Origin of the sequence: Leucothrix mucor DSM 2157, from assembly GCF_000419525.1 — a bacterium.
GTDB lineage: Bacteria > Pseudomonadota > Gammaproteobacteria > Thiotrichales > Thiotrichaceae > Leucothrix > Leucothrix mucor.
This window is the reverse complement of record NZ_ATTE01000001.1, coordinates 419,595-439,161: the sequence shown is the minus strand read 5'-3', so window position 1 is coordinate 439,161 and position 19,567 is coordinate 419,595. Positions and strand designations below refer to the sequence as shown.

The following is a 19,567-nucleotide window of genomic DNA, read 5'->3' as shown; positions in this document are numbered from 1 at the left end:
AGGCACGTGAATGATTGACGTAATATTACATATCGGTAGACATAAAACAGGTACATCATCACTTCAGGTGTATCTGGATAAAAGCTCAAAGAAACTTATGTCTGATAACTATATTTACCCTCGTATGTTTTACCGGGTTAATGCTCATCATTTGATTGGTGAGAGGCTTAAAAAAAGCATTACGGATAAATTAACAGACAAAGAAGTTACTGACTTAACGCATAACTATCGTCGGAAAATTGTTCGGAGATTTAAACATAGAAATAAAACGCTAATATTTAGCTCCGAATCTTTTCAGAATTGCGACCCAAAAGTAATTCGACAAGTTTTCAATCCCAAAATGTTTAATGTGCGAGTGATCTGCTACTTCAGAGATCAAGTTAGCTATTATTGCTCGGCCTACAATCAGCGCGCGCACGCAAATTTTTTCTACGATGACGTCAAGAGATTTTATAATCAGGCATTTGATGGAGATTACATGAAATTCTCAGATAGTTGGTCTGAGTTTTTTCCTAATTTCGAGTGCAGAGTCTTCGAAAGAAGCCAGCTTTATCAGAACGATATTGTTTCTGATTTCTGTAAAAAGATACTTAACACTGAAGCAGTCGACTTAGACACTGGGTTATCTAACCCCAGCCTTAGTCGACGATACCTAGCCTTTAAGCTACTTCTGAACAAACAAGTTTCAGAGGGTTCGTTATCCTTAAAGATCAATGACAGACAGCTTTATCGCATACTAGGAGAGCTGAGTGATGCTGATAACAGTGGTAAGTATATACTCCCCACAATCCTATCAGACAACATTCGTGCAAGATATAGCGAGCAGAATAAGCTGTTTAGTCAGAAATATTTAAACAACCTAGAACTTAATTTTCCGACGCAGACTACGGATACCACTGACTATGCAATGGATGAGTCTGAGTTTGAATCAATCCTTTCAAAGATTATCGACTTAGCGCAACCTGCTAAAGCTTAAAGAAGTAACTCTACAATTTACTGATATAAAAAAGCCTGTCATTTTCATGACAGGCTTTTTTATTCCTTACACATCAACAGATCAATAACTTAACTGAACATCGTTTCCATCACCACCAACATAGCTAATAGTCAGCGGAATACCTGATACCGTTAAAGTACTTCCTTCAGGAAGTCCTGCAAATATTCCAGCTACAGGCTCAGTACCATCATTACTGACAATCACAAAGGTATCACCCGGCTGAGGAGTAAATCCACCAAAGAAAGTAACATCCAAGTTAGCAGAATTCAAACTGATAAAACCATTCACAATTATCTGATCATAGGCATTACCCGGATTTAGTCCTCTAAACTTCATTAACAGGTTAGCCGTCTTTTCAAGCTTCAGTCGTCCATTAACCACTAACTGACCAACAGAACGACCTGACTCATCACGATTTGGAGATACCTGGCCAGATAGGATCATAGTCGTATCATCTTGCATATCGATATGTACCGGAGATGTAGTTAAACCTTGAATATTACTTCCCTTCAACACCATTGGGTCATTGGAAACAAGTGCTCCCAATGTAATCTGGCCAGAGCTTTCAGTACCAATGGTAATTTTTGAAAAGCCATTAACCAGACTGGTCAACTCAGAAGCACCAAAGTTCAAAATGCCGTCTTCAGCGCCCGCAGCCAAACCAATCGTCAAACCTTCCGTTCTTGGCTTGATCAACAGCTGACCTTTGGACTGAATGCTTCCTAGAACCGAGTTAATCGTATCGATATTTAGAGTAATATTACCCGATGCTTCAGGGCCACCGATATAATTTACAGCATCTTGGGTTGGATCATAAAAGCGAATATCCTCCGCCTGATCACCCCCGATTGCAGTAATAATCACCTCACCTTCAGTAGATGCTATTGCAGCACCTTCATCCATAATCACAACGCCTTCATTAATTGCACCCAAACCACCGGTACCTCTAACAAAGATGCTCGCACTGCCATTGGACTCTATCTTGCCTCCGGTTTGAATAAGTACTCCTGCATTAGCTTCACCGACACTATCATTACTAGCAACACCAACAACCTCAATGTTTCCGGCGGTAGAACTGATCTTACTTTCACCTGATGCTATCTGCACACCACCGTTGCTATTAACCCCACTTCCACCGGTTCCAACAACATAAAGCTTCGCAGAGCCATGTGAGATGATTTGACCACCACCACCCGCCGTCGTTCCTGAAAGGCTTACACCAAAGTTGCTATCGCCTAGACCATTACCTCCTGCAACACCAACAACAGTAACGTTACCATTAATGCCCTCTATGCTCGTTAGGTCAGTACTACTCGTTCCGTTACTGACTTGGACACCATGGTTTGCACTACGGCCAACAGCCCCACCAACACCATCGATATTAATTGATGCATCAGGGTTAGTACCCAAAACAACGACACGTCCACCATCAACTAACTTCACACCAACGTTACCATTGGCTATACCTACCCCGCCAATCCCGACTAAGTCGATACTACCGTTGAAAGCACTGATTTGAGAGCCAATCTGATTAATCTGGATACCATGAGTTGGCCTTTTATTACCACTTCCGCCAACACCCTTGATCTTAATATTTCCAGAACCCGTTGCATTGATTTGAGCAAACAACAAAGCGACTCCGAGACTATTACCTACAGCATTTTTTGTACTACCGTAACCTTCGATATTGATGTCTCCATCGACAGAGGTAATGAAACTCTCTAGCCCTTTCTCATGCCCTTCCTCAGAGCCAAAGTTATCTTCCCCCTCAATAAACACGCCATTGGTTTCGTTATAACCATCACCACCGGTAGCGACGATATTAATAGAAGCAGTGCCTAATGCTTCAATCCAACCACCATGAGTTAAATAAACCCCCTGCATACCATGATCTTCCTTATCCCATGGAGACGTAGTCGGAGCAGCCCCACCATCACCAGGCCCTGCCTGAGCCTTGATATTAATATCACCGTGTGCAGAAGAAATTTTAGCGTATAGCAACGGTAGGTTATTTGGATTTTCCTCAGGTAGCTGACCTGCCAAGCGTAGGCCTGAGTTACCCAAATTACCAGTACCACCCGTACCATCTATATCAATCTGTCCAGTACCTGTGGTGCGTATTTCACCACCATTATAAAGACCAACACCATAATGGTTTAGTCCGCCAAAACCGCCACTTCCTGTAACTGTAATAGAACCAGCACCACTTGTTTCAACAAAACCGTAGTTCATGATATTAACACCCGTGTTTCCGTCGCCGGTTCCACTATCATTAGCATCACCCGTCAATACGATGTGTCCGTTCACAGCACTAATTTGGGCATATTTCTCTGCTTTAATATCTCCAGCTACCTGAATACCTTGGTTTGTAGAACCTCCTGCACCAGCCATACCATAAATATTAATATTAGCATCGGACAGTGCAGTCACCTTACCACCAGCATTGACCCGCACACCCTTATTACCATCACCCTTGGTTTGGCCGCTAGCCGTTCCGCGAATGGTGATATTACCAAGGCTTGAGATAATCTCTGCGCTGTCGCCGTCATCAGTTTCACCACCAATTCGAACACCATCGTTATTATCTAACCCTAATCCACCATTAGCACTAATTGTAATGTTTCCGGTGCCTGTGGACTGAACCGTCGCGCCACCATTTACATAAAAACCAACATTACTGCCGGGGTTAGATTCAGATCCACCACCGCTCGCTGAAATATTCAACATCGCGTTACTAATAGCGACTTTACTGCCTAAACCACTAACAATGATTCCGTGGTTATCCGTTTTAGGGCTGCTGCCACCCACCCCGATCAGGTTTACGATGTTATTTCCTGTTGATGCAATAGTACCCAGCTCTTGTACCGCCAGCCCAGGGTTAAACTCTCCTGTACTACTCGAGCTACCATAACCCATCACGGTTAGACTACCTTTCGCCGAAGTTATAGCACTATCAGCACCTTTAACGGTTACACCAATATTATTATTGGTTCCAGTGCCAGCGATACCTTTAGCCCAAACTGAACCATTACCTGTTGCAGCAATTGCGCCACCCGTAATAGCAAGGCGCAGACCAATATTCGCATTTCCTGATGTACCACCGCAGCCGCTTACAAAGATAGAACCATCATCAGACTTGATTGATGAACCAGCAAGCATTTCAACACCAACAAAGTTACCTTTAGTGCCTAGGCAAACATCGTCAGTAACATCCTCCGGCGTTCCTCCTGTATTAATATTAGCGGCGAGATGTATACGGCCTGTATCAGTTGACAAATTAGCATCCGATAGCAATAGGTTGCGTGTTGCCAGAATAGTCAAATCACTTGTAGGCGCAGAGATGTTAGTTGCCAAAATATTGACTGTACCACCTTCAATAGTGATATCGCCCTGTGTTGAGCTGACCTCTCCACTATTATTGACATCCATACCCACACTTGTCGCAGAACCAAAGTTCAACCCGCGAGTGAAACCCTTAACCTGTAAGTTAGCAGCTTCAGTGTGTATGCGACTACCATCACCATTGATGATTACACCGTGATTATCGTCATTGTGACTAATACCACCCACACCAGAAACTCTAGCATAAACACTATTCGTCGCAACTTGCTGCTCAGAAGCACTAGATACAATACTTCCTCCGTTTTGAATCGCAACGCCAGGGTTAAAGTCTCCCGTGCTCAGACTACTTCCTGCTCCGTAGACATCAATGCTACCCGCAGCTGCCTGAACCAAGCTCTGGTCTCCCTGAACCAACAAGCCCACATTCAGCTCTCCTCCGGTACCCGCAAGACCAGCAATTGAAACACTTCCTGCGCCGGAAGAGACAATCTTTCCTCCAGTACTACCCAAGCGAACACCAACGTTATTATCACCCGATATACCACCACAACCAACGACCCTAATATCTCCACCGTCAGATGAGAGATAAGAAGCACTAACCAAATCGACACCAATGAAGTTACCTTCAACGTCCGTACAGCTCGAGCCGGATAAGTCGACCGAAGTCATGCTCATACTAGCATTAGCACTTACCGTCAGATCTCCACCTTCAGTGACTAATCCACCACCAGACAATACGACATTTCGACTAGCAAGTACTTTCAGATCACCATCACCTGTAGAGATTTTAGTTGCCAATACTTTAATGATGTCTGCTTCAACCGTCATCGAGCCACTTTTAGCACTCAACACACCGTCAGAGTTCAAATACACGCCCGAGCTATCATTTGAATCAATATTTTTGCCAGCCGTTACACCATTAATCATTAAGTCAGCCGATTCACTATGAACACCACTAAGCTTGCTAATGGAAATACCATGGTTTGAGTTATTAGTACTCTTACCGCCGACACCAACAACATTGATAGATACTCTGTTATCTTTTACCTGATCCGTATTAGCATTTGAAGCAATGCTAGCACCATCAGTTAAGGACACCCCTTGGTTAAAGTCGCCAGAGCTTTCGAGACTTCCGAAACCTTGAATATCGAGGCTACCAGACTCAGAAAGAATAAAACTTTGAGCCCCCTGAACAAGTACCCCAGTATTATTCGATTCGCCACTTCCAGCATGACCTACAATCGTAATATTACCTGAACCAGACGACTGAATTTGACCACCCGAGTCGCTAAGCAAAACACCAATATTCTTACTTCCGTCTACTCCACCGCAACCTTTAACCGAAATATCACCAGCCACACTCTTGATAGCAGAACCATTCAGCAAGTTCACACCAACACTGTTACCACTAGTGCTAAGGCACGCATCACCATTCATATTCGCAGCTAAGTCAATCTTTCCACTCTTAGAGCTCAGCGTACTGCTAGAAAGTATGATTTCTTTATCTGCCTGTAAAGAAAGATTACCCGTTTCAGTACTAATCTCAGCGGCTAGCAGATTAATCGTATCCGCAATCAGCGATACACCACCACTCAGGGATAAGCTTGCACGCATATTGATGACATCAGCGCCACCCTTAGTATCGATCTTTAGGCTGTTTACTGCGCCTAGAGGAATTCTAACGACTGTCTGAACTCGGGAGTTAATATACGCAGCAGTATCGCCCACTTGGTTAATTTGCATATTGTGGCCATTAAGACCCTGGATCTGCAAAAACTCAGCACCATCAACTGTCTGTACCGTAATATTAAAGTCTTCAGCCGTTGAAGTATCACCAATATCAAAGACACTCACATTTCCATTTGCATCTAAAGAAACCTGCGTCTCCTCAACTTCATCAACCGGAACATCTTTAACGAGCAATGACACAACACCCGTTGTTAGACCACTTGCACTCGCCTCAATAACAACCGTTTGATTTCCGTCGTTCGCCAAGTCTTGAATAGCCGTGACTTTAAAGGTCGCACTAGCCGCCCCTGCTGGGATAGTAACTGACTTTGGAACAGTCGCATCGCTTGAGTTTGAACTCGAGAGAGTAACAATCAAGGCACTATCTGTCGGACCAGAACGAGTAACCGTCGCAATTGCACTTCCGTCTGTTTCAGAAATTGAAGATCGATTAAGTTTTATAGAAAGCTCATCTAAAATTTCGCCATCATCCTCAACACTCATCTCTACCAATACTGTATCAGCCCCAACTGCAGATGCAGAAATAGTGACTGGCTGCGTACCGTCGATATCATCGTCATCAACCGGAGTCAAATAAAAACTCTTCGATGTCTCGCCTATATTGAATGTTACAGAGGCAGGGACTTTCAATTCACTGCTATCTGAGCTGGATAAGTTAACTACAAGTGGCTCTACAAGTGGCCCTGAACGAGTCACTGTTGCTAGCATTGCGCTGCCACTTTCAAGCATCGTATTGGTTGCCACTTCGAGCGACAACACCTGAGGGATAATAATGGTTCCCATCCATGACGTTGCAAGGTAACGACCAGGCGATGCAAGCTCAGTACCAATGGTCGATGTTTCCCCTGTTGAAATATTTGTTAGGTAAGTCTTTGCGCCCGCATCAGAATTAATACTGTATGAAATCCATTGCCCATCAAATGACAAGAATGGGTGTTCAGTGCCTGCTTCATGGTTGAAATATTCAGTCAGTACATCTCCTGAGATGTCTTTAATAAAGAAGCGATTCTGCTTTGCGTTTTCAACCCAGCTAAAGATGTTTCCATCATCGGAGATAGACGGATGATATAATTTTTTGCGACGGGCAATGGCTCGGATCTCAGAAAACCCACCATTTTTAACATCATAACGTAACGCTAAAAATCGACTAGGTCGTAATTGCACGAGGGCCAACCACTCTCCATTCGGACTCAGTGAAGGCTGTACAAATGGCACTGCACTCGCGATACCTTTTTGAGTGAACGCTGTTTTATCCGCGTTATAGGTTCGCATGGTAATGCCTTGGCGACCATCTGCCAGGCGCTCTTGCCAAGCCATCACCAATCCATCAACACTCATACTGACATCCACATCATCGGTGTCATTATCGGTTAGCTGAGTGACCTCATTTGTAAGTAAGTCAATCGAGTAGACTTCATAGTCTCCTCTGGCAAACTCTCTGATAGAAAATAAGGCGTGGGAGCCATCTGGCGTACAGGCTACCGACTGGATATTCCTGTTGTTGTTCACACCAAAAATGACGCGTTCAGTTTGCAGAGAATCGTTTAGGTTATATAACTTGATTGACCAAGTATAAGCTTCGCCCGGAGTACTCACCACGTTACAGGCATAACCACCTACATCGTAAGCACCAACAGAAGATTTAAGGCCAACCAATGGGGCCGACGCCAGCGAATGCACAGATGCAACGGCTTCATCTTCAGGAAGGTCATCGTTGACAACCACTTCGGACAGCTCTTGAGTAGCCGCGATACTTTTGGAGGCGTTTAATAAGCTGTCCTCCGTTAAAGTCGACTGAGATACAGGCAACTCCTTACTACTAAGGGGCTCTCCCTCCTGACCCACACAACCAACAAGGATTGAGCAAACCGTTAATAACATAAGCTTTGAATTCACGCCACAACTCCACATAGTAAATTTTTTGTAATAAACTACCATAAAATCGCCTCATATGCATTAAAAACAAGCATTTGACATTGAAGAAGTCACAATTGATATCGGAAAACTAATAAGACATGTTCACATATAACTGCCTGAATCGAATCACTGAGTTGATTCAGATTAGAAAAAGCACTTACTCTAGTATATAAGTGTAAACACGGTAGTCATGCGTGACTGAATCCATCCTTAACTATTTACCTATAAAGCATTAATAATGACGAACTCTATAATCTTAACCTGCTGTGAATTTCATGGAACTAACAACTGTAACCATTCACGGGATTGTATTTGTGTCATAATTAGTCATGAATAAACTGACCGAGGCACTATTCATTGTACGCGTTCACGCCCTAACTAGCGGTCGGCAGCCGGCTTTACACAAGGGCAACTGAGCACTGACCAGATCTCCCCAAACTGGCGTGGCGTGAAAGCTTTTTCGTAGCCGCAGGAATCGACGATGATATTGCTCTGTGCTATTGAGGTACTCGCTGCGGCTTTGCCGCGTAAATAATGTACCATAAAAAAACAACGAGCAGCAATCGATAGAGTCCATAGCTAACGCTGTCTTTTACTGTGGTAATCCCTGCTTTATCTTTATAATAGGCTCCGGGTAAAATCCCGCACAGCTTGACCGACCTGCGGATAAAGCGGGAACAGCCAATTCCGCCTCTGAGCGAGTAGCTTGCCCCCCCGTGCTGAAAGTGAGTTGTCAGTGTAAGCGTTGTATGTTTGAAACCAATAAGGCTGAATCCAGCTGATCAGTTTCGTCCCCATTTACCCATGGGAATAGTGTTTGGCAAGAGAACGACCTGAACTTGATCAGAATAATGTGAGCTCGGACCGGAAATGAATTATTGATAATTATTATTTAGGTACTCATCTTTACCGTACGTGCTGTCATTGAGTCTACTAAGAAAATATATATATCAATTAAAGTTTTGCATGTTTTAAATTCATATAGATAAGCTTTTGAGTGGTTTCTTATGGCGCTGTTAAAGACTGTAAGATTATGATAGTATTTGATTTTTTGTTAGTTTTATTGGATTTTAATATATGTATGATTTAAAGTGGTGGAAACAGTCTAGTCCGGTGCAAAATTTTGGTGATTACTTGGGGGAGTACATGGCAAGTTTCTTCTCAGAAGTTGAATACGGACAAAAAAACTCCAAGTTGTTACTAAGAAATGTTGGTAGCGTTATAGCCAATGTTGTTATTGATAATGACTTATCCGAGGGGTATGAAAAGATCGTGTACTTTGGGTGCGGTGCAAGAGGAAGCAAAATAAAACCTGACTTTCTTCAAAAGTGCTATTTTTGCTCTGTGAGAGGCCCCCTTTCTAGAGCCCTATTAGGACTACCTGATGATACTCCTATCGGTGATAGTGCCTTTATGCTTCCTATGCTATACGAGCCAAAAGAGAGCCCAGAAGGAAGAAGCGGAGTCCTGCTAGTCACTCACTTTAATGAAACCAGGACTGATGATGAGTTACTAAAGTTGACAGGGTGTGACTCAGTTTTGCCTACGGTCATAGAAAAAAATCATGAGTCAGTAGAAAGACTAATAGATCAGATTGCGAATTCAAGTTTTGTTTTTACATCATCCCTGCATGGTGCGATCGTAGCGGCAGTTTATAATATTCCTTTCGCATACTGGTCATCATCTGAAGTAAATGTTCCATTCAAATGGAAAGACTTTTCTTTATCAATTGGGTTGGATTGTGAGTTCCATGAGCGCTTGGAGGACGGGGTTCTTTGGTATGAAAAAGAAAAAATAAAGCTAATAAAGCCAGACTCAGCTGACTTAGTATTTAGGTATAAAAAACTCAGCGAAGGAGTGTCAGGTTTAAGACAAGTTACATACTAAAGATCAGGCATACATGAACAAGGGCAGCTAGCAGGTATAAAGTCACGCGGATTTTAGTCACAAGCGCACCTCCCGAAGTCAAGAGGATTTTGCCATTTCATGATAAGCCTCTTCGGGTGTTTTAAAACCTAGTAATTTTCTGGGACGCTGCTTCATCTCGCCTGCAATTTTATTCGCGTTATCTTGTGTCACTTCACCCAGTGGTGCCCCTTTGGAGTACGCGTTCACGCCTAATCTAGCGCTCTACGCCTGATTGTGATAGATTTTCAGTCATTCAACTGACTGTGGATGATTACTTAATGGAGCTCAGTGAGATTGCAGACAGCGTTACCTCGCTGGATGAGGCCAGACAGCTCATTCGTGAGTTGGTGGCGATCAATCAAGCTCTGCAAACAGAAGTAGCGGCCTTAAAAGCAGCCGTTGAGTCTTTGCAATCACAGCACGGCTCAAGTTCTCGTAACAGTTCTAAAGCCCCCTCAACGGATTCTCCGGAACAACGTCATCAGCGCAAGAAACGGCCTAAGTCATCCCGAAGCAAAGGAGCACAACCGGGGCATAAAAAACACGAGCGTACTCTGCTACCGGAAGATCAGGTCGATACCATCCATCGCTACTTTCCTCATTCACGCTGCCAATGTGGGGGCGTTGTGACGCCAAACGCTCAGCCCACGTATCGTCATCAGGTGTTTGATTTGCCCGAAGTGCGTTATCGCGTAACAGAGCATCAGCTCTTTACAGGACAGTGTGCAAATTGTCAGCGCGAGCTGACGACCACCTTGCCGGATTGGGTCCCCAGCGGGCAAATGGATGGGGGTTTAGTCAGTACCATTGTTCAACTGAGTGGGCAATTTCATTTATCCATTCGTCAGATACAAGCGTATTTGTCTGAGTGTTGGCATCTGGATTTCAGTATTGGTGCGATTAGTCAGGCACAGGGAAAAGCCAATGCCTGGTTAGGGGTGCCTTATCGGCAAATTGCTAACAAGGTGAGACAGAGCCTGATTGCACATGCGGATGAGACCCGTCACTACCGAGGGACTGAACAACGTTGGCTTTGGACGCTAGCCACGCAGTCACTTTGCTTTTTTATGGTGCATTACTCACGCGGCAAAACCGCTGCCAATGAACTGCTGGGTGAGTTTACAGGATACCTGGTGACGGATCATTACAGTGGATACAACGATGTGCCGGTTGAGCGACGTCAATTATGCTGGGCGCATCTTATTCGCCATTTCACCAAGATCAGCGAACGCAACGGATTAGCCGGAGAGATTGGGAGGCGTTTACTATTAATCAGTGGTGCAGTGATCAGAATGCGGCACCGACAATTGGATAATCTTGATGATCGTGAGCGATATCAACGTCGCTTTCAACGCCTTCGAGAAAGCTTCTACACGACTCTGTCGCAAGGCACTGAACTCAAGCTTGCGGACCGAACCCGCAACCAATGTAGGCACCTATTGAAAGATGAAGCGATGTGCTGGACATTTCTGAAAGACTTGTCGATTCCATTGACTAACAATCTGGCTGAACGTGCTATCCGACCGTATGTGATTTGGCGAAAGCTCTCTTTTGCCAGTCAGTCCTCTCAGGGAGACCAGTTTCGACCAATGATTTTGAGTATTATTGGAACGACACGGTGCTTGGGTATACGCACCTCAGATTATCTGAGAAACCTCTGCAACGAAGGACTTCGGGGTAACCCGATTAGCCAATTACCGTTGGATAAAGCGCTGCAAGCCACTGTTTAGGGCGTGAACGTATATGGTCTCCTCCAGTTTTGCAAACAACAATACTCATTGATTGATAGATAGGTTTGCGTTCGTATATCCGGCCTGTTTATCGCGTCTATAACACGGGGCCTTGATGAAGCAGTCGCGCCTAGCATCCTTATCGCTTACACGGCTTTTTTAGCCTCTGTTCACATCAGGTTTCTGCCAGGCCGGTTTAACCAGTTATGTCATCAACAATTAGTGTTCCTTTGCAACGGGTAGAAGAAAGCTACACACTCTTCCTTAAATTATAAAAGCGTACCTTGTCGTCCTTCAATGCGCTAGCGCGGATAAGCAATATAAGCCTCTTTATTGGTTGTCACCGCCCATGCAATGCGGGCTAACTTGTTCGCGAGTGCAACGGTGGCCTTATTCATCCCCCGCTTCTCAATAAGTTGACAGACCCAACTGCTCAAGCGGTCATTTTTCTTATTCGCCACTCTGGCAAAAGCACGGGCACCATGAACCAATAACCCCCTCAGTTCCTGATCACCTCGCTTACTAATGCCCAACAGGACGTTTTTACCGCCGGTACTGTGCTGACGAGGAACTAAGCCTAACGAAGCGGATACACCCCGCCCGTTACGGAATACTTCACCGCTACCCACATAACTGTAATAGGCGCTGGCAACAATAGGGCCAAACCCCGGAATGCTTTGTAAGCGTTTGATTTCCTCACAGCGTTCAGCTTGATTCACTAGCAGGTCAGTATAGAACTGAATATGCGCTTCTAACTCAATCAACTGATTAAGGCGCTGCTTGAGGAGCTGTCGGAATAAGTCGGTCAATCCATTTTCAGCGTCTTCCAATAAATCAGGAATAGCTTTGCGTAATGCAGTAACCCCCTTAGGTATAACCAGTCCGTACTCCCCAACTAAACCATGAGTTTGGTTGCAAAGTGCTGTTCGGCTCTGAACTGCTTGTTTTCTCATGCGCTGAATCGCTTGTTGGTCTTGCTGTCCCACTGTTTTTAGCGGCACATTGTGAATTTTTGGGCGACTCGTTGCCTCAGCAATGGCCAGTGCATCGTTGTAGTCGTTCTTATTTCCCTGAACAAATGCTTTGACGTGTTGCGCAGGCAGCAGTGACACCTCAAATCCCATTTTTTTCAGTGTTCTTCCCCAGTAATGAGCGCTAGCGCAGGCTTCCATACTCACTTGACAGGGTTGCAGATTGGAGAACCAAGTAATCAGCTGCTTCCGTTTGAGCATTTTCTTGATAACAACTTTATGCCGAGTATTTAGGCCAACAATATGAAAAACCTGTTTTGATAAATCCATTCCAATGACGCTAATATTACTCATGTGGTCTTCTCCTCATTTGTATTGGTAAGATTTGTACCTTCCAATTCTGGCACATAGATGCCGATTAAGGGGAGGAGACCATTTCATCACTTACCAAGCTGAGCCGCTTCAAGTCAAAACTCGGGACTATAGGTCGGTCTGGTTCGTTTTGTCATAGTGTTACCTGTTTGCGTATAAGGCATATCATAATGCCTCTAATCAGGTGGCCAAAATAACTATGCCTCTACAGATATTTACTTTAAATTGCGTGATGTCCATGTAGTCTATCAGTTTTAACTAGTTAAAAAATCCAGGAAGTCTATGCTTAGATCACCGATTCGACTTTTAACAGTAGCACCCAGTGTTAGATCTTAAAAATAAACTCGCCGAGGATACGTCTTAATTCTGACTCATTTCTTTCAAGAGTAACTTTTTGGTAATCTTTTAGCTTTTCCCTAAGAGAAGCCACCTCTTTTCTTTCCATTTTAGAGACATAGATCAAGCTCTCTTTCAAACCAGAGCCAACAGTTATGGAAGGAATGCGATACACCCAAGAAGTCCACCTATCTAAAAGTATAGGCAATGCAAAAGCAACGGCTGTAGGAATAGCCGAAGTTATTTTCGACTCTCGGTAAGGAGCATAAGAGATTGGAAGAAGCGGGTGAAGAAAGTCTGCAGATAGTAACTTTGAAATATAATCATTATATAGTACTTGGCCACTCGGACCAATTGGAGCAAACTCAAAACTCTCAGATAAATCATTACTTTTAACTAAATCTTCTAATTCTGCTCTATCTTTACCACCTCCTAGAATATCGATACACAACTTGCTAGCTAATTCTTTATCATTCGCCAAAACATCAATAAGTCCTTCAAATTCACGTGTACTAAAATTTACCCCACCTGGAATCGCAATATGAGGAACTCCTCTTGAAGTCTCAATATTAAGAGTTGTCCCCCCCCCCCAATAAACCGACTCTACAACCCCGATACTCTCCATACCTATTTCAGGCATACTACTACACAATTTAGCTGCAACATGAGGAGCAAGACAAAGTAATCTAGATTTACCTGAAGCCAACACATTCCTACATACAGTAGAGTCAAGAAATAACTTTGTATTATGAACCATGCCAACAACAGGTAGATCAAACTGATCTAACCAAGCCGCTCTTGCATCACGCTGGTAAGTAGTCATCATGAGAAAGGAGTACCCTGATTCTTTTACTTTATTTGCAAGATCAGACCAATGTTTTTTAGAAGTTAGTTCAATATAATGACATTCAAAATTTAACTCAGGCATTTCACTGAATATGTCACCTCGCTTTATAAAGCACTTTTCATTGATATAAAGTACTGGCTTAATACCAAGGGCATTTAAAGGCTTAATTATAGAAGGAATTACTTCCTCATGGACAGCCTCCATTTGAAAAATTGCGCAAGTATAGGTTTTAGATGGATTCACAAAAAATACCTTATAGTTTGAATATGCTTTGACTACCTAGTTAAACTCATGAGGGGTTAAGTTTAAAAACTTAATCTCCATTCACTTTAAGTATTGCTCGTAGCAGCAATATTACGGAATATAGTAGCGCAGAAAAAATAACATTAAAAACGCCAAGACTCATGAAACAGTCCAGCAGCTTTCAGCTGCATAATTTCATCCTGAAGAGCTGACTTAATTTCATCATACCATTCATCTGGGATTTTTTTCGATATTGAGGTATTCTTTCGTTCCTCTATATCCATAAATGAGTAATCAAAGTCCGATATCTCAAGAAACGAATGAATTTCTTTAAAAAAGACAGAGGGATTGCCTGATATATCTTCGAGATAAAAAACCTTCAATTTATCTTCACCTAAATGATTCCGAACCCTAGTTATATTATCCATATAAAGAGAGTTACGAATAAACCAAGGTTTACTTATCAACGAACGAAATAGTTTATGATTCTTATCGGGATTATCTTGATTTTCATGGCCGATAAATTGTAAATGAAACTTATAATGTGACCATAATCTAGAAATAGGATCCCGAAGAATATAAATCGATCTTATATTTTTCGCTAGCTTATGTATATGCTCCCAGCCCTTATCATCTAAAAAACAGGTTAGATTGGAAAAATCAGCACAGTAACAGTCGCTATCAGCAGTCAAATGATCCCCAAATAGGTTAAGGTACCAATTATCATCCACATGATCCACGGAGTAATTCAGATACCAATCAACAGTACTACGGAACTCAGCTAAATCAATCTCGCGTGCCTTGAATAATTTTCCCGCCTTTAGTATTGAAGCCTTAGCCCTTCGCTTTAATTTTACGTCATCCAGCGACTTAGAAATATGATTGACATGAGCAAAATAGTGCACCTCCTTTTCACGGCTAAAATTTATTTGTGGATGGTGCTGCAGCTTGTCGTATACCCATGTAGTGCCGGCCTTCATTGCACCAACTGACAAAAATAGATTCTCAATCTGTTTAACCTGGCTCATTATTTATAAAAGACCTCATCTAAATATTTCTTACTAGCTTCAAACCTAATATCTAATTGCGCTCTTGTTTCATCAGAAATATTACCAGTCTCTCCTATCATATTGACTTTTTTCCCTAAAATATCAACAAGCTTTTCTTTATCCACAGTACTGGAGAGAAAATTTTCTAACTGCACAATAAAGAGATCTACATCTGATATCATTTTTTCAAACGACAAGAACAGTACTGAACTAAAATATTTTTGATATCTATTCAAAGCTGCTTCATAATCATTTAACTCTTCTTGCTGCCTTATCCATTGAGGCATATCGCTTATAGTAGATTCTAAATCCCTAGCAAAATTTGTCGCGTCATAGTTTGGATTATTGTAGTTTTTTAATAATTTAAATGCAGATATAAAGCGTTCAGTTGGATCCCTCGATATGAGAATAATCTTGGTATCGCTGCCTAAGTCATCAGCAAGCTTTGAGACGCCATCCTCAGGAAGTATCATGTACTCAGGTGTAATCTCCCCCAAGTACTCATTATCAGCGACACATGGCCTATAAAGATCGAAATAGTCAACGCTCGATATTAACTTAGAAGAGAGAATCCTATTAGCTCGTAAAAAACATTTATATTTTTTATCAATGTAGCCATATCCTTTTGCTTCGATTAGGCGATCTAACTCTCTATCTAATTGTCTACGAGAAAAGTCAACTAAAATATCAGCCCCACGAACACCGTAGAGTGTGTCGTAATAGTGCAACTCTTTAATTGGATGCATAAAAACATCAGTGCACTCATCCAACACCTTATGTAATAGCGTCGATCCTGCTCTCTGCGAACCTATTCCAATGACAAATTTAGTCATACGATTTCCTGTAAAATCTCTGTAATTTCTTTTACTTGCTCGTCCACCAACCTAAGTCCTGTAGAGCTGGATAGCTTTTTGTATAACTCAGGCTTATGATTGATTTTTTCAAGTACATCAACCAAACCGGCTTCAGTTGCCTCTATAACATGTCCGCTCTTACCTTCAACCACATCTTCACCAATTCCTCCCATATTACTAGCAACAACCCAACAACCGCAGGCTGCGGCTTCACGCGTAACCAACCCGAAACTTTCGGGCCAAATAGAGGGAGCAAATAATACGTCGATTTTTCCATACAGGTCGACTATTTTATCTTGGTCCTGACGCCCTAGAGACACTACCTTTACATCCCCCCAATAGTCAATACTCACATACTCAGCTTCTTTCGAATGATCGACCACTAGCAACTCAATATTTTCAGGCTGGAGTTTAATAACGGCAGCCTCAAGAAGATCATAGCCTTTGTGAGTACTCATACCACCAATATGCCCACATACGACCTTCTTAGTATATTTAGTCTGCTTTTGCTTCCAATCAACCGCAGATGACAAACCGTTTTTCGTAACAATGACATTATCAATCCCATTTGCCTCATAAACTTCAGCAAAAGACTTCGACACTGTCAGCACTGACTTTGCCCCCCTGAGCAAGGATTTTAGATATCTCTTCCGACCTAAGGACTCTTGTCTGCTCACATTACTAGGTAGCATGGCTTGCTCATAAGGACTAGGATGCCCGCTTGGGTAAACCTGACCGTTTTGGTCTACAAGAAATTGGTGGTCTGATATCCACCAAGCATCATGAACGGTAACAATATACGGTACCTGTGCATCCCTCGCAGCTTCGACTACAGAAGCAGTTAAGCGCTGAACGCAGTGGAAATGTATTACATCTGGCTTCTCCAAATCGAGAAAATTGGTAAAGACTCTATACATTTTGTTATCCTTTGGGTGCCAATCCATATTTTCACGCCACAGTGTTGAGACTCGATATACCCTACTTCCCTCAATGTTGTTGACAACTACTTGGTGCGACTTCATAAAATCTTTATCTGCAGAGAATACGCACACATCATATTCTTCAGCATATTTCGACCGCATGACATCAAAATTATCCTCAACAACTCTAGTTGCTCCACCAATTGACTGTGGCCGAAAGAAGACATTAACAATCGCGATCTTAGTTTTTTTATCCGCCTGTTGCTTTGGCGTTATATTATCAATGTATTTAGATAAATTATTTACAAGCTTTTGCCCCAGAATTTCAATGGCGTAAAGCTCTTTAGTACGCACCATCGACGCCAGACCAACTGTTCTACGTAAGTCCTTGCTCTCAATCAACGTCTTCAGAGACGTATACCACTCATCGGGAGTTCTAGCAATAAATCCGTCAACTCCATTATCAATTACATCTAAATAGTTTTTAGTACCACTAACTATTGAAGGTATACCATAACAAGCTGCTTCAAACCACTTCAACTCGCTTTTGCAATCGTTAATATCATCTTCTTCAAGCACCGCAATATTAATATCTGCGTACTCTAGATAACTCCAATATAACTGGACTTCCTTTACAGGCTCCACTAGCCTGATTTGATTACCGAATTTATCCAAAACCCCCCTAGGAAGAGATAGATAACCAACTACAATCAGCCTGACATTTGAAAACTCCGAAAGAATTTTCGTTAATGTTGGTAACAAAAGAACGGTAAAATCAGAATTATGAGCTTTTGTACCAGTTCCATAGAAAATATCTACAAACTCTTTATCTGCTTTATTCGTTAGCCGAAATTCATTTAATGAGTCATACCCATTTCTGTGAACTATACATTCTTTTCCAAAAACTATTTTCTTTAACTTATCTTTAAGCGGAATCGTGGATGCAATACCTAGTCGACAAAAACTGGCTGCAGAGTTAAATAACCCCATCCCTTTTGTAAGGTTGGTGTACTCATCTAAACCTACATACCCCCCATAACTGTCTAGAGGAGGCGGGTAACTCTCGTCAAAAATCAAGTCGTCTATTTCAAATATACTCAATTTTCCAGACGCATTGATTGCTGACATAGCTTTGAGTACATGAGGTACTGCAGGAGTCCTATAGAAGATAACTATATCGTACTTATAGAGCTCATTGCCTTTTTCGGCCAAGTCCAGCCAGTTAATAGCTCCGACTTCGATCCCAGCTTTTTCAAATTGTTCTATTTTTTGATTAATACGATATCTTATGCATTGACTAACATGATAATCTCCTATGATCAAAACCTTACTCATATTAAGATTTTTCTCTAAACCTCTCTCTCCGCCCATTGTGGATAAGTACATTTCATAAATTCTAGAACTTAATTTCTTATTATTACTAATTAAATCACTGCGGCTACCCTCAACAGCCAGTAAATTATTTTTTGCTTGCTCCTGATGCCAGTAAGCATCCACAGCTAAGTCAAGCTCACTACCAAGTTTTGATAAATGGCCATCGGTGATACCCGAACTTAATACTCGTGCCGCCAAAAGTGGCCGACCTAGCTTTAAATATGCACGAGCTGAGTTTAGATATGACCAATAGAGACACTTATTTAAATTCAAGGCCGCAGAATAATACTCAATAGCTAGTTTATATTGCTCATCGTCATAATAAGTGTTTGCAAGTAACTCTAAGGTACGTACTCCACGCTTATAGTATAGCGATACAAGTAATGACCTTCTCCCTGCATCTTTCAGACCTTGTTTTAGATACGCCTCGCCCAACCAGCGGTAAAAATCATAGTTATCACTTTCATCATTACTAATACCTAACGGCTCCGGTTCTTTACAAACTATATTCGAGAGGAAGTCTTGCAAAGACTCCTTGTTAATATTACATACACATTCAACTGCCTTACTAAATTGATCCTCAGTAATAAATGGAAATGTGGCCACATGTTCTTTCACCCAACTTTCCAGACTTCCATGCTTCCCTTCAAATATTCCATGCTTAAAGAAATGATAACCAGCTTGCAAACTATTATCTATCCCCTTAGCGGCGAGCATTGGATAAAGCCCAAGATAGAAATTAAGAGACACTGAAGAAAAAAACTTCTCTTCATCCACATTAATACTCGATAGTAGCTCATAAAGCGATGGGTATCTCCCCTCTTTTTCGCCTTGATTAACCCAGTGCTCTTTAAGCGCTGAATCACTCATAATAGCTAAGTCATTGTAAAATAGTTTATAAAAATCTATGTCTAATCTATCTTTAGATACCACTACTAATATTTCCTATGCAAATTTG

The 19,567-nt window shown here is 42.2% G+C and carries 9 protein-coding genes; 3 read left to right on the top strand and 6 right to left on the bottom strand.

Features of this window, described 5'->3' with window-relative positions; all coding sequences use genetic code 11:
• Window positions 1-10 precede the first annotated feature (10 nt).
• Entirely contained in the window at window positions 11-976 is a 966-nt protein-coding gene (locus LEUMU_RS0101930) for a hypothetical protein (RefSeq protein ID WP_022950596.1), read from the top strand.
• 81 nt (window positions 977-1,057) lie between these two features.
• Here LEUMU_RS0101930 and LEUMU_RS0101925 read toward each other — a convergent pair whose 3' ends face one another.
• The gene (locus LEUMU_RS0101925; RefSeq protein ID WP_157474226.1) at window positions 1,058-7,984 is read right to left on the bottom strand and encodes a hypothetical protein; all 6,927 of its coding nucleotides are present in this window, start codon (window positions 7,982-7,984) and stop codon (window positions 1,058-1,060) included.
• A gap of 1,098 nt (window positions 7,985-9,082) precedes the next feature.
• On the opposite strand from LEUMU_RS0101925, the gene LEUMU_RS0101920 reads away from it, so the two are divergent.
• Together LEUMU_RS0101920 and tnpC are read left to right on the top strand one after the other, a co-directional pair.
• Window positions 9,083-9,892 (top strand): polysaccharide pyruvyl transferase family protein, encoded by an 810-nt coding sequence (locus LEUMU_RS0101920; protein WP_022950594.1) that lies wholly within the window; start codon window positions 9,083-9,085, stop codon window positions 9,890-9,892.
• Window positions 9,893-10,191: 299 nt separating this feature from the next.
• Window positions 10,192-11,643 carry an IS66 family transposase gene (gene tnpC, locus LEUMU_RS0101910; protein ID WP_022950592.1) on the top strand — a complete coding sequence of 484 codons (1,452 nt, stop codon included), beginning with the start codon at window positions 10,192-10,194 and terminating at the stop codon, window positions 11,641-11,643.
• A 302-nt stretch (window positions 11,644-11,945) separates the two neighbouring features.
• Here the strand turns inward: tnpC and LEUMU_RS0101905 are convergent, their stop codons facing one another.
• The 5 genes from LEUMU_RS0101905 to LEUMU_RS24185 all read right to left on the bottom strand — a co-directional run bounded on the left by LEUMU_RS0101905 (window position 11,946) and on the right by LEUMU_RS24185 (window position 19,542).
• Window positions 11,946-12,968, bottom strand: coding sequence for an IS110 family RNA-guided transposase (locus tag LEUMU_RS0101905; protein WP_022950591.1), 1,023 nt, complete (start codon window positions 12,966-12,968; stop codon window positions 11,946-11,948).
• A gap of 343 nt (window positions 12,969-13,311) precedes the next feature.
• Window positions 13,312-14,412, bottom strand: coding sequence for a hypothetical protein (locus tag LEUMU_RS0101900; RefSeq protein WP_022950590.1), 1,101 nt, complete (start codon window positions 14,410-14,412; stop codon window positions 13,312-13,314).
• Between the two features lie 143 nt (window positions 14,413-14,555).
• Window positions 14,556-15,440: a sulfotransferase domain-containing protein gene (locus LEUMU_RS27670; RefSeq protein ID WP_022950589.1), complete on the bottom strand. Its 885-nt coding sequence runs from the start codon at window positions 15,438-15,440 to the stop codon at window positions 14,556-14,558.
• Window positions 15,440-16,294 carry a sulfotransferase gene (locus LEUMU_RS0101890; RefSeq protein ID WP_022950588.1) on the bottom strand — a complete coding sequence of 285 codons (855 nt, stop codon included), beginning with the start codon at window positions 16,292-16,294 and terminating at the stop codon, window positions 15,440-15,442. The genes LEUMU_RS27670 and LEUMU_RS0101890 overlap by 1 nt, the downstream gene beginning before the upstream one ends.
• A complete protein-coding gene (locus tag LEUMU_RS24185) occupies window positions 16,291-19,542 on the bottom strand; it encodes a glycosyltransferase (RefSeq protein WP_022950587.1) in 3,252 nt (1,083 codons plus the stop codon). Before LEUMU_RS24185 ends, LEUMU_RS0101890 begins: the two co-directional genes overlap by 4 nt.
• Window positions 19,543-19,567 lie beyond the last annotated feature (25 nt).